Genomic DNA, 12,559 nt, shown 5'->3' on the forward strand with positions numbered 1-12,559 from the left:
GAATGCCCAGCCCAGGCCAACCTGAAAGCCGCACGGTTCCAGCCGGCAATTGGGCACCGCGAGACGCCAGCGAAGGCGATCATCCGTTTACTGCCCCGCGCAGTACCCAGCCGCCTACCAGCCCCGCAATTGCGGAATAGGGCGGACACACATCTCAGCCTTCCCCAGGGCCTTCCTCCTGACACCCGCAGGTCAGCAGAAAGCCTCTCGGGCCGTCCTATTCATTTGAACCCAAACTGGGGAGAAAGGACGCATACATGACGATCAACATCGCTCACTTCTCGGACCTGCACTACTGCGCCGAGAACCTGAAGGAAGCCGATGCCTGCTTCAGTGCTGGCGTCACCGCTGCCATCTGCTCCGGCGTTGACTGCGCGATCATCACCGGAGACAGCACCGACCATGTGATGGACGCGCACTCGCCGGCCGTCAAAGCACTGGCAGAGCAAGTCCGCCGTCTGAGCGATCACTGCCCTGTTCTGATGCTGCAGGGTACTTTCAGCCACGAACCGCAGGGATTCCTGCGCATGCTCTCCATGGTGGATGGCAAGCACCCGATCTCGGTGGCCGATGGCATCAGCCAGTGGTCATTGCAAGGTGGCGCTTTCGTGCCCTACAACGAGGTATCGATTCCACGACTTCTGGTGAGCGCCATGCCCACGCTGAACAAGGCCCACATAGCGGCCCTGGTCGCGGATGTGGCTGATGAGGCATCCATCGAGGCTCGCGGGATCATCTCCCGGGTCATCCAGGGTTGGGCACCGCTGAACAGCCGGATGCGAGCGCAAGGTATCCCGACCGTGGTCCTGAGCCACGGGACGGTGTTCAACAGCGTATCGGAACACGGCGTTCCCATGGCGGGCAATGATCATGAGTTGGGTATCGATACCCTGTTCTCCGCCGGCGCCGATGCTGTCATGCTGGGGCACATCCACAAGCACCAGCACTGGAGCAATGACATGGCGTACCTCGCTCAGAGCGTGCGCCAGATCATCGCCTACGCTGGATCCATCGGCCGGTTCCATTACGGTGAGCAGGGCGACAAGGGCTGGCTCTTGTGGGAACTCGGCGGCTATGGTGCTCAGTTCGAACTGGTGCCAACGCCGTCTCGTCGCAACGTTGATTTCGTCTTCGAGGGGCCTCCCGACCTGGACGAGATCAAGCAGCGGATCGACGAGTGCGATGGTGCGCATGTACGCATCACGTACACGATCGACGAAGAGCATCGTCATGTCGTAGACCGGTCTGCCATCCGAAATCTGCTGGCTAACGCCGCAGAGGTGAAGATCGAGGGCAGAACGTGCATCGTCCAGCGACAGCGAGCCGCCGGGATCTCCCAGGGTTCTCTGGCCGAGAAGCTGGCCATTTGGGCTCGTGTGACGGAAACCCCGAACGTCAATGACCTTCAAGAGCGCCTGGAGATGATTTCTGCAGACGCCCCGGAAGTCGTCGCAGAGAAGTTGGCTGCAAGACTGAACGCTGCCTGAAGCAGCACCAAAGCCTTCCCTTCGGGGATGGCTTTCTGAAGCGATTGTCACGCTTCAGAAAGCCATAGGCCTATCCCTTCTATCAACCGTTTTTCGGAAGGGACATCATGCACAGATTGAACCTGAATGTTCTGGACAACCCGAGGGCCACCCTGTCCAGTGAAGCCGCGATGAGCAGCGATCTCCATTTCATCCGGGTCATCACGATGGATGGCGCAAAGGTCGCCAAGATCACTGCTTCTGACAACCAGGAACAGGATCTGGCCGTGGCAAAGCTCCTGGCTTCTTCGGCACGCCTCAAGCGTGCTCTCGAAGCGCTGGTCGCAAAGACGGACATGCTCATGGCCACCCGCGTCAAGGGATCGATGGAGTTCGCTCTTGCCGAGCAGCTTCTGTACGAGCTGGACAAGGTTCCCGGCATGAAGGCGATCTGCTGATCGACACCACAAACTTTGCCCCTTCGGGGGCTTCCTTCTGACCGACCAAATTTGGGCGCTGACAGAAGAAAGCCGCCTGGCTGTCCTCTTCACAACCCCGCAGATGCGGACAGAGGAAACATCATGAGCAACATCATCATCAAGGGCAACCTCGTCAACTCGGTCATCGTCGGCGGAAAGGTATTCGTCGATGGCGAAGCTGTCACCGAGAAGAAGGGTGACGCCAAAAGCGTCGTGCTCAGCAGCAAGTCGAAGAAGGTCACGATCAAGAGCGGCAAGGTCACCGTGACGGTGGGTGGCTGCTCCGACAAGGGTCTGAAGGCCGCTTGCAAACACTTCTGCCGCGGCTAGGCCTCGCAATCCATCCAGCCCCGCCGGGGGCTTCCTGATCGGTGCTCCAACCAAGCGCCCGGCCAGAAAGCCCCTGGCTTGCTCCTTCCCAACCACTGCTCCATCTGGAGCATTTTCAAGAAGGATCATCACAATGGCACATCACCTCAGCCTCTTCGCAGGTACCGCGGAAATGGCCTATGCCGGCGAAAAGCCCTGGCACGGCCTGGGTCAGGAAGTCACAAAGGGCGCGAGCCTGGAACAGTGGCTGGAACAAGCGCATCTCCAATGGAAGTACAACGAATCGGTGGCCCAGTTCACCAACGGCAGTCTCCACGACTACCCCGACTACAAGGTGCTTTACCGGTCGGACAACAACCGGCCCTTGTCTGTGGTCAGCGACCGCTACAAGGTCGTTCAACCCAAGGATATCGTGGAGTTCTTCCGTTCGCTCGTCGAGCGTGAGGGTTTCGAGATCGAGACGATGGGCGCACTGAAGGAAGGTCGCCGGATCTGGGCGCTTGCTCGGACGAACATCGAGAACGACGTGATCGGCTCCGATCGCCTGAAGGCCTACGTCCTGCTTATCACGAGTTGCGACGGTTCGCTGGCGACCACCGCCAAGTTCACCTCCGTGCGCGTGGTCTGCTGGAACACCCAGGCGATCGCACTGCACGATGTGGGCGAATCGGGACGCGCAGTGAAGGTTCGCCACAACACGGTGTTCAACCCCGATCTGGTGAAGGACCAGATGGGGCTGATCGGTGCCCGCGCATTCGACACCTTCCTGGGCAACATGCGTGCCCTGACGAAGGTGAAGATGTCGGACAACGATGCGCAGGGCATCGTGGCCTCGATCCTGCCGGTGAACCCGGAAGGCATCGATAAGACGAAGGAGTCCCGTGCCTTCCGCAAGATCATGGATCTGTTCCACGGCGCAGGCCGCGGCAGCTCCATGGAAGGCGTCCAGGGCACCGCCTGGGGGCTCCTGAATGCGGTGACCGAGTACACGGACCACCATGTCCGTGCCCGCTCCACCGAGAACCGCTTCGACAGTGCAATGTTCGGTACCGGCGCCAACCTCAAGGCCTCGGCCGAGAGCGTGCTGCTCGAACTGGCCTGATCGCAAACCACTGACCCGAGAGGGTCTGCTTCAACATCCCGCCGTGCGGAAGCCCTCCGCGCTGGCGGGCTTCCCATGGCATCCTCGCAAGGAAAATGCCTATGGAATTCGAGCACTTCGTTGTGCTTTCACCTGCAATTCTGATCGCTCTCGGTCTGATCATCGGATTGGCCTGGAGGATTGCCAAGGATGTGGTGAACAACTTGCCACTGCTTCGAGTACTGCAGGACAGCTTCGTCGGAGCATCGTGGATGGGTGCCACTTTCGGTACCTACTTCGGCCTCAAGAATTCGGACTTCTACATGTACCTGCTGGTGCTTACCTGGTGGTACTTCATGACCTGGGGTGCATATCGGTTTGCTTCCCGCATCCATCAATTGGAGCAATCCGTGATCCCCGAATCGACTTGTTCCAAACCTGATCCCTCATTAAACTGCAAGGATGGAAACCGTGAAAATGCTGATTGATTTCATCGTGGCGGATGATCCCGCCGGGCGCACGATGCAGCTCTTCGCCCTTGTTGTTGCTCCGCTTTGTGCACTCTTTGCTTGGATGGTCACCAAAGCTGCCAAGCTCGATGATCAGAAGAAGAAGGGGGCCTGACCACTTCGCACGCTAAAACCCGCTTCGGCGGGTTTTCTTCTGGTCTATCACCTGATTCAGAAGAAAGCACAGCTCAGGCCAGCCTGAAAACCGCACGGTTCCAGCCGGCAATTGGGCACCGCGAGACGCCAGCGAAGGCGATCATCCGTTTACTGCCCCGCGCAGTACCCAGCCGCCTACCAGCCCCGCAATTGCGGAATAGGGTGGCTCATCAGCAACACACCCGTCCGGGGTCTTCCTTCTGGCTTCAACCAGCAGAAAGCCTCTGGCTTGCTCCTTTCAACCAATTACTCCGACTGGAGAGAAAGGACGCACACATGAAACCCATCAAACTCACGTTGAAGGGCTTTGCCGGTATTGCTTCCGGCCAAGGCAAGAATGAGGTGGTGGTGGATCTTGAATCCCTCGTCCCCTCCGATGCTGTCACCGTAGCCCTCTATGGGCCGAACGGCGCAGGCAAGACCACGGTGATGGACAACCTCCATCCCTACCGGCTCATGCCTTCGCATGCCAGCAAACCGACCCCCGGGTCATTCTCCATTTACGAGCACATCGTGGACGGGGAAGGGAGCAAGGAACTGATTTGGGAGCACCTGGGCATCCGCTACATGAGCACCCTGCGGTTCCGTGCCACGGCCAAGACCAAGAAAACGGAAGCCTACCTGTTCGTCGTGGCCGCTGATGGCAGCACCTCACCCTGGAAGGATCCGAAGACGGGCGCAGAGTCGGATGGCAAGACCGACACCTACGACAAGGCTATCGAGACCATCCTGGGCAAGCCCGAGGTGTTCTTCAACGCCCAGTTCAGCGCCCAAGGTCGTGCTCCCATAGGTTCGATGTCGGCTACCGAGGTCAAGCAACTGATCGCGGAGATGATCGGGGCCAGCAAGTCGGCAGAGCTGTCCACCAAGGCCAACGATGTCGTCAAGCTGCTCAAGCCGCGGCAGGCGATGAAGCAGGAGGAACTGGCCAAGCTCAAGGCAGGCATGTTCAACGAAGAGGTGCTGTCTGCCAGAATGGTCCAGGACACTGCGGACCTCGAAGGCTGCCGTAAGGCTCAGGAGGGGTCCAAGGAGGCCATCACCGGTCTGCTTGCTCGTATCGCTGCGCTCAAGGGCTCGCAAGAGCAACGGCAAGCGGTTCTTCTTCAGCACCAAGCCCTTGACCGCGAGGTCGAGGCCTTCGAATCTGACTGCAAATCGGCAAGGGATGCGATGGCTACCGAGAAATCGGGTGCCGAAAGCCAAACCCGCAAGGCATTGGTGGACGCCGAGCAGCGCAAGCTGACATCTACGAACCTGGTTTCCTCGCTGGCGGATGAAGTTTCGCGGTTGCAGGCTTTGGTCGACACCGAGGTGAAGGTCTCAGAAGCCAAAGCCGACCTGGCCAATTTCCTGGCGCAAGTCAAGCTGCATCAGCAGGTGGTCGATGAGGCCACGCCCAAGGTACTCGCCCTGGAAGAGGTGCAGCACAGCATCGCCTCGATCAGCGCGAAGCTCGCAACCGCCAAGAACGACGGCGAGCACTTGGCCGAGGCATTGGCTCAAGCACAACAGACTGCGGCGTTGCTGCTTGAGGTGCCCTGCCAGGGGACCGACATGAGTGGCATGTGCAAGCTGCTGGCCCAATCCAATGAAGCGGCGGGCAAGGTCCCGGCCATCACGATTCGCCTGGACGATGCGCGCAAATCGTATGGCGAATTGCGCGGGCAGGGCAGGGCGATGCAGGAGCGGCTTCAAAGTCTGCGGGATGCGAAGGAGAAGAGTGAAGCGGCAAAAACTGCCATCTCCAACCTGAACGTCCGTATCACCAAAGCTCAAGCCGTTGCAGATACCGAGCGTCTCGTCAACGAAGCGAGGTCCACGCTGGCAGGGGCCAAGGTGCGACTGCAGGAGGCGCTGAACGATCAGGCGCAGGCATTCCAGGCACACAACGATCTGAAGTCCCAACTGCAGGAAGTTGACGCCACCTTTGCAGCAAAGCGTGATGAGCTTGAAAAAGCACTGACCGCCAAACGCGAGAGGCTGCAGGCGATGCGCAATGCGCTGCCGCATCTCGGAAATGCAGAGGACGAGAGCGAACTGGCACGCCAACTGGAAACCGCCCAGAACACGCTCAAGAAGCTTGAATCTGAAGCGGTACTCCTGCAGCAGTCGATTGCGACCACCGTCGCCAATCTGGAAGTGCTGACCAAACAGCGTGAACAGGTGGCGCTTGTGGAGCGGGAAATCGAGGCAGTGGCATCCGAGATCAGCAAGTGGGTTCTGCTTGCGAAGGCCCTGGGCACCAATGGCATCATTGCCATGTCCATCGACGACGCTGGCCCGGACATCTCCCGGATCGCCAACGAGCTGCTGGAAGACTGCTACGGTGGTCGTTTCTCCCTGAGCCTGCTGACTCAACAGCAGACGCAGGCCGGCATCACCAAGGAAGACTTCATCGTCCAGGTGGAAGACAACCACAGGGGCGAGACGAAGACCCTGGAGCGGACCTCTGGTGGCGAGAAGGTGTGGATCAATGAGTGCTTGGTGCGAGCAATCGCGCTGTTCATGGCACAAGTGGCCGATACCCGAAGCCAGACGCTGTTCAGCGACGAGTCCGATGGTGCACTGGATCCGAAGCGCAAGCGCGAGTTCATGGCCATGAAGCGGGCTGTGATCGAGCGAGGCGGCTACGAGCGCGAGTACCTGATCACGCATACCCCGGAGCTGCTGGAGATGTGTGACGCGGTGATCGACGTGACGAAGCTGTAGAAGAAAGTGAAGGGCTGCATGCAGCCCTTCCAACAGGCCTGGCTCCAGGCTTGCTGGAAGGGTTGAACCCTCCCTGGTTTTTCAACGTGCCCCATGTCTGGGGCAATTACCAGGAGAGAAGCATGGAAGACCTTTTTGGTCAGCAAGTGGCTGTCTTCCGCGGCCAACCGACCGAACGCATCGTCTTCACCGAAGAAGACGAGGAAACGGTCATTGAAGAGGTGTTCTACGGTGGGATGCTGATCGAGCAATTCGATTCCGACCTGCAGAAGGTCAGGCGTCTCAGCTCCAGTGGATCCACCGTCATCAACCAGGCCAGGCGTGACGCTTGGTCCGGTCTGATGTGGTGCTACGACCTGTGGGAGCACCCCGCCGCGATGACATTCGATGCCGCCTGCGCCTTTTGCGGCGCCGACTCTGAAAGGATAAGGAATGCAGTGAGCATCGAGTTCGCGGACGAGATTCGTCTGATGTTCTCGGTGGTGAGTGCGCGACTGCCCGAACAGGCGCAGCGAATCCAGTCTCGGCTTTCGCACTACGTCACGCTGAACCACTGATCACAAACCCTTCCCAACCCTAGAAAGGAAATCCCATGATCGTCCTCGATCTGCTGACTTGGTTCGTCTTGCTCATCATCAGGAAACTGATGCTGGTCATTGCCTACCCAACCATCATCGTCCCGATGGCCCTGCTCATCGTTGGCTGGAGGAAGCTTCGGGGACACATGCAGAACCGAAAGGAGGAAATCAGCCAGAAATCGCACACCCTCGGGTGATTGCTTGAAGCGGCTTTGGCCGCTTCTCCTGTGTGTATCACGGTGCTCACAGGAGAGGCGTGCAACGCGCCAATTGGCTTATCAACAACCCAGCACATTGGGGAAAGGAGCCAATACATGCAAAGAAATGAAGAGACGCTGTTCGGCCAATCTCTGGCCTTCAACACCGCAATCGTCGTCGGTCTGCTGGTCACGGCCGTGATCGGCGTCATCCCCTGGGTAATCGGGATCATCACCAACACTCCGGTGCTGTTCAACGCCTGGGGGATGATGGCCAAGCATTTCGCGGTCCTGATGGTTGGCAGCGAATCCCCGCCGAAGATCAAGCACAAAGCCCCTGCAGAAGTTCCTGTCGTAACAGCGCGAGTCAAGGCCCACGACTACATTCAGCGCGAGCTGGATGGTGGCCGGCTCCTGTGCATCATGGTGAAGGAAGGCCGCAACGGCAACATCGGTTACCAGCGATTCGTGCGTGAAGCAAAAGGTGAACTGACTGTCATACGGCAGGATCTTTCGCCGATCGTGCCCGGCGAGCTGGAAGAACTCGGTTTCGAGGTCAATCTCGAATCCGCGTTGGACTACACCCTCAAGCAGATCAGGAAGGGCGTTCTCAAGGGCCTGGAATCGCTGGCCGAAGGGAAACCCTCGGCCATGGCGAAGCCTGAAGTTCCTGCAAGTCCCGCGGCCCAGTCCGCACCGGCATCAGTACCGCCTGCAGCCACCCACCTGGATGGCAATGGCGCGGGAGTGAATCCGGCTGACCAAGCAGAAGGGAAGGCGCAGCAACATCGCCAATCCGCAACAGGCAAGGTCGTGTCCGCCGAAGTGAAGACCGTCAGCCCCCAAGGCCGGCGTTCATACAAGGCCTTCACTGTCACCTTGATCGATCCGAAGGCCGGCGAGGTCAGCTTCTCTGGCGTGGATCTTCAGGAGCGATTCATCCGTGGCGACTTCGCTGTCGGTGACACGATTTCCGTGAAGAAAGGACGCGAGCACTTCACCGTCACACACGATGACGGCTCCGCAAACGTTCGGACGAAGAACGTCTTCGAGATAACCCGCATCGCCTGATCTCCGTGCAAATCCAACTGGCGCACCTGTGCCATTTACCCATCCTGGGGCGCTTGAGCGTCTCATCATCACTCCCTGAAAGGAAATCACCCCATGGCATCCGTCAACAAAGTCATCCTGGTCGGCAACTGCGGCCGTGATCCCGAAGTCCGCTACCTGCCCTCGGGCCAGGCCGTGGCCAACGTGAGCATCGCCACCACCAGCCGCCGAAAGGACCGCAACTCCGGCGAGACGATCGAAGACACCCAGTGGCACCGCATCACCTTCTACGACCGCCTGGCCGAGATCGCCGGCGAGTACCTGAAGAAGGGCCGCCCGGTCTACGTCGAGGGTCGCCTGAAGTACGGCAAGTACACGGACCAGTCCGGCGTCGAAAAGAACACCGTGGACATCGTGGCAACCGAGCTGCAACTGCTCGGCAGCCGTGATGACAACGGCCAGTCCGGTGGCAACTCCGGCGGCTACCAAGGTGGTCAAGGCCAACAGCGCTCGCAGCAAAGCCGTCCGCCGGCCGCTCAGCAGCCCGCTCGCGCACCGGCCCCGCCGCCGGCTCCGAGTTCCGGTGGCTTCGACGACATGGACGACGACATTCCGTTCTGAGTGCGCCGTTGTTCCTGACGTTTGAGCCCAGCTCGCGCCTGCTGCTCTGGCCTTAACTAAAAGCGTTCACTCGCTCAAGCCCCTCCAAAGGGCTTGTTCCTGCGGTCAGCAAAGGCCTCAGAAACAAGCGCTTTCGGCGCCGTGGTTTTTCTCAGCCTCGCCAATGTGCGGAAAGGAAACACCACATGAGCAATAACAATATCGATTTCTCATCCATTGACTGGTACGCCATCCTGCCTCGTCTGGGTGTGCCGCTGGACCTGATCGAGAAGCCCAAGAAGTTGGGTCCTTGCCCCATCGAGTTGGACGGGAAGACGCGCTTCCGCTTTGACAACAAAGGAGGTCGCGGCACCTGGCTGTGCAATTCCTGCGGGGCCGGTGACGGCGTGCGACTCGTGGCGCTCGTCAATGGCACCGATGACACCGGAGCAGTCTGGCTGATTCGTGAGGTCATCGAAGGCGGACGGGCCGAAGGTATCTCCTTCAAGCGAAGCACCCCTGTTCCCAAGGAAAAGCGTTCGCGTGAGGACATCGACAAGGCTGTCAGGCGTCTGCAGGAGGCATTCGACAGGTCAGTTCCGATCGAGGGAACTCCTGCCATGGAATACCTGAAGAACCGAATCAGGGGCCTCAGGGCGGATTGGTTGAATATGGATGCCTTCCGCTTCCATTCCAACCTCTATCACTTCGACGAGGAAACTTCGAAGAAGTCCTGGTTGTTGGGGATGTTGGCGTCGGTGGAGAACGCGGCCACGTGTGAGGGGACCGTGACCTATCAGCGTTACTACATCACCAAGGATGGACAGAAGGCCAAGGTCAGCCCCAGTCAGGCGAAGAAGATGATGAGCGCCAAGGTCGAGAAGTTGCATGGCGAGTCGATCCGAGTGAACAACGCTCCGGCAGGCCCCGTCATCATCGTCTCCGAAGGACTGGAGAACGGGTTGCCCTGGATGATGGCCACGCAAAACCGGATACCGGTCTATGCAGCCTTGAGCGCCAACAACCTGGAGCACTTCATCTGGCCCGAGGGTACCGAGGCGCTGCTGATTGCTGCCGACCACGATCACGTTAATCCAAAAACCGGACTGCGTATTGGAACGCACTGCGCCAAACTGCTCAAGAAACGTGCAGTGGAAGCTGGTCTGAAAGTCGTGATTCGAGCCCCCAGGGTGCCGGGTATCGACTGGGACGATATGTGGAACGTCGGTGAGTTCCCGTCCGTTGAATGGCTGTTCCAGCCTTCGCAAGAACGGCACGCAGAGACGGAATCGGCATAAACACCAAGCCACTGACCCGCAAGGGTTTCCATTCAAACCCGCTTCGGCGGGTTTTCTTCTGGGTCAACACCTGATCCAGAGGAAAGCCCAGCCTAAGCCAACCTGAAAACCGTACGGCTCCAACCGGCAATCAGGTACCGCCATGCTCCACCCAAGGCGATCATCCATTCACTGCCCTGCGCAGCACCCAGCCGCCCACCAGCTCCGCAACTGTGGAATAGGGCGGACACACATCTCAGCCTTCCCCAGGGCCTTCCTCCTGACACCCACACGTCAGCAGAAAGCCTCTGGCTTTTCCTTTCTCAACCATCGCCCCCAGTAGGGCATTTTTGAAAGGAAACTCGATGTCCAAAGCAACGAACTTGACGGTCGGCATCCTCAAGGACGCCATCAAACGCTGCATCCTCGCTGCCAGCACCAAGGAGGCCACCATCACCATCGGCAAGACGGTCTACGTCGAGGCCAAGGGTCCGGAAGCCTTCGCGAAAGTGACTCTGGCAGTCGATCCCAAGGATGTCGGCGAACCCGGTTCCGCAACGATCATGGCCGGCGCCGCCAACGCGGTACTGGGCCACGATGCACCCGACGCGAAGCTGACCCTCACGCCGGCAGAAGATGGACTGGTGGCGCGTTTCGGCGGATCTCGTCTGAAGTTGCGCAAGTCGGATAACCCGGCCGAACTCTTCAGCACAGCCGCCGACAAGCACGTGAGCAAGCATCTGCTGGCAACCACGGGCGACAAGCTCAAGGATGCCTTCGGCGCCGCGCCCATCTTCGCCTCCAAGCATGACGCTGGCCGCTTCTACCTGTGCGGGGTGAACGTGTCCTGCGTGGAAGGCAAGCTCACGGTCACTTCGACCAATGGCTACTCCATGCACCAGCGGAAAACGGAGCTGCAGCTCGTCGATGGCGGCAACGACCTGGACATCATCATCCCGATCAAGGCTGCCGAAGCCATCAACGGCGTGTTCCGCAACGATGACGAAGTCGTCGTGAACTTGCTCGGCAAGAACCTGATCGAGTTCGCCACGGCGGACATGATCTGGATGAGCAGCCTCATCAGCCACCAGTACCCGGCAACGGATGCTCTGGTCGCCGGTGAACAGGTCTCGGGTGATCATGTCGTGGTCAGCAAGGACCAGGTGATGGTGGCGATCAATCGCATCCGTGCGATGGACAACCAGCCCTTCCTGGTGGTCGAGTTCAACGGCGATGCGCTCACGTTCTCTTCCTCGGACGGCGAGCAAGTCAGCAAGGTCAAGCCCCAATCCGCGGTCGGCAAGGCCGTCAAGTTCGGTGCGAAGACCGATCTGATTTCCGAACTGGTTGCGTCCCTGCCCAGCGAGTCCATTGTCATGCGCAAGGACGGCAAGGAGGCCAACAGCCGCATTTACTGGCGGCCCATGAAGGAAGGCGAGCCCTCCTTGGACTGGATGGCGTTGCTGATGCCTTACAAGATCTGACCGTCGTCACCAACCTGGCCACAATGGCTGGGTTGTGCTCATGCTCACCTGCGAGCCCATCCAACCGCCCGGCCATGTGCCGGGTTTTTTTTGTTCTACTGATCTGGAGGAGTCAGTTGCATATGGTTAGGCCGCTACTCTTGATTCAGCCACCGTGGTTGACGTTGCCGCCATATATTTGGAAAACTCCCCATTTCCGGATCGAACTTGACGTCCAGATCTACGCTGTTTTCAGTCCGCCTTCTTGCCTTGTTTCATCAAATTGGCCAACGATGCGTTTATTTCATCGCCCGTGATGACCTCATCTGTTTCTTCATAGCCCTCTGGCTTGTTGTAGTCGTATTCGATGTTGAACTTGCCATCGGGATACAACGTGAAGGTCAGGCCCCAGATGCGTTGACCTGTGGTGCGAAGGAGGTCGTCGCGGAGAAATCGAATCGCCTCAAACGCCTTGCTCCGGAGTTCTTTTCTTGGGGGGTCCCCTTTTTTGTCTGTAATATCGCTTCTAATTACACCCCATCGACCTTCGACCATCGAAGCAAGGATGGTGTGTTTTGCCCATACAGCATCCCATGAACGACTACCAACAAAATCCATTGCCGCCTTGGCAATGGACTCATACGCGACCTCAACATTCATT

At 58.9% G+C, this 12,559-nt stretch carries 14 protein-coding genes; 13 read left to right on the plus strand and 1 reads right to left on the minus strand.

The window, feature by feature from the left end:
- The first annotated feature begins 257 nt into the window (after positions 1-257).
- From L0977_RS12435 to L0977_RS12495, 13 genes are all read left to right on the plus strand, one after another.
- The gene (locus L0977_RS12435; protein WP_234265171.1) at positions 258-1,487 is read left to right on the plus strand and encodes a metallophosphoesterase; all 1,230 of its coding nucleotides are present in this window, start codon (positions 258-260) and stop codon (positions 1,485-1,487) included.
- Positions 1,488-1,594: 107 nt separating this feature from the next.
- The gene (locus L0977_RS12440; RefSeq protein ID WP_234265172.1) at positions 1,595-1,924 is read left to right on the plus strand and encodes a hypothetical protein; all 330 of its coding nucleotides are present in this window, start codon (positions 1,595-1,597) and stop codon (positions 1,922-1,924) included.
- 123 nt (positions 1,925-2,047) lie between these two features.
- The gene (locus tag L0977_RS12445; RefSeq protein ID WP_234265173.1) at positions 2,048-2,275 is read left to right on the plus strand and encodes a hypothetical protein; all 228 of its coding nucleotides are present in this window, start codon (positions 2,048-2,050) and stop codon (positions 2,273-2,275) included.
- 133 nt (positions 2,276-2,408) lie between these two features.
- Entirely contained in the window at positions 2,409-3,377 is a 969-nt protein-coding gene (locus L0977_RS12450) for a DUF932 domain-containing protein (RefSeq protein ID WP_234265174.1), read from the plus strand.
- Positions 3,378-3,478: 101 nt separating this feature from the next.
- Positions 3,479-3,844, plus strand: coding sequence for a hypothetical protein (locus L0977_RS12455; protein WP_234265175.1), 366 nt, complete (start codon positions 3,479-3,481; stop codon positions 3,842-3,844).
- Complete coding sequence (locus L0977_RS12460) at positions 3,828-3,980, plus strand: hypothetical protein (protein WP_234265176.1); 153 nt, start codon at positions 3,828-3,830, stop codon at positions 3,978-3,980. Before L0977_RS12455 ends, L0977_RS12460 begins: the two co-directional genes overlap by 17 nt.
- A gap of 317 nt (positions 3,981-4,297) precedes the next feature.
- Positions 4,298-6,733: a hypothetical protein gene (locus L0977_RS12465; RefSeq protein ID WP_234265177.1), complete on the plus strand. Its 2,436-nt coding sequence runs from the start codon at positions 4,298-4,300 to the stop codon at positions 6,731-6,733.
- Between the two features lie 122 nt (positions 6,734-6,855).
- A complete protein-coding gene (locus tag L0977_RS12470) occupies positions 6,856-7,290 on the plus strand; it encodes a hypothetical protein (protein WP_234265178.1) in 435 nt (144 codons plus the stop codon).
- 35 nt (positions 7,291-7,325) lie between these two features.
- Complete coding sequence (locus L0977_RS12475; protein ID WP_234265179.1) at positions 7,326-7,508, plus strand: hypothetical protein; 183 nt, start codon at positions 7,326-7,328, stop codon at positions 7,506-7,508.
- A 117-nt stretch (positions 7,509-7,625) separates the two neighbouring features.
- The gene (locus tag L0977_RS12480) at positions 7,626-8,579 is read left to right on the plus strand and encodes a hypothetical protein (protein WP_234265180.1); all 954 of its coding nucleotides are present in this window, start codon (positions 7,626-7,628) and stop codon (positions 8,577-8,579) included.
- Positions 8,580-8,672: 93 nt separating this feature from the next.
- Positions 8,673-9,179, plus strand: a complete 507-nt coding sequence (gene ssb / locus L0977_RS12485) for a single-stranded DNA-binding protein (protein WP_234265181.1) — start codon at positions 8,673-8,675, stop codon at positions 9,177-9,179.
- A gap of 185 nt (positions 9,180-9,364) precedes the next feature.
- Positions 9,365-10,456 carry a DUF7146 domain-containing protein gene (locus tag L0977_RS12490; protein ID WP_234265182.1) on the plus strand — a complete coding sequence of 364 codons (1,092 nt, stop codon included), beginning with the start codon at positions 9,365-9,367 and terminating at the stop codon, positions 10,454-10,456.
- Between the two features lie 344 nt (positions 10,457-10,800).
- Complete coding sequence (locus L0977_RS12495; protein WP_234265183.1) at positions 10,801-11,919, plus strand: DNA polymerase III subunit beta family protein; 1,119 nt, start codon at positions 10,801-10,803, stop codon at positions 11,917-11,919.
- A gap of 231 nt (positions 11,920-12,150) precedes the next feature.
- On the opposite strand, the gene L0977_RS12500 is transcribed toward L0977_RS12495, so the two are convergent.
- On the minus strand, positions 12,151-12,558 hold the full coding sequence (locus L0977_RS12500; protein ID WP_234265184.1) for an antitoxin YezG family protein: 408 nt from the start codon (positions 12,556-12,558) through the stop codon (positions 12,151-12,153).
- Position 12,559 lies beyond the last annotated feature (1 nt).

It is taken from the genome of Hydrogenophaga sp. NFH-34 (genome assembly GCF_021401345.1).
GTDB classification, from domain to species: domain Bacteria; phylum Pseudomonadota; class Gammaproteobacteria; order Burkholderiales; family Burkholderiaceae_C; genus Hydrogenophaga; species Hydrogenophaga electricum.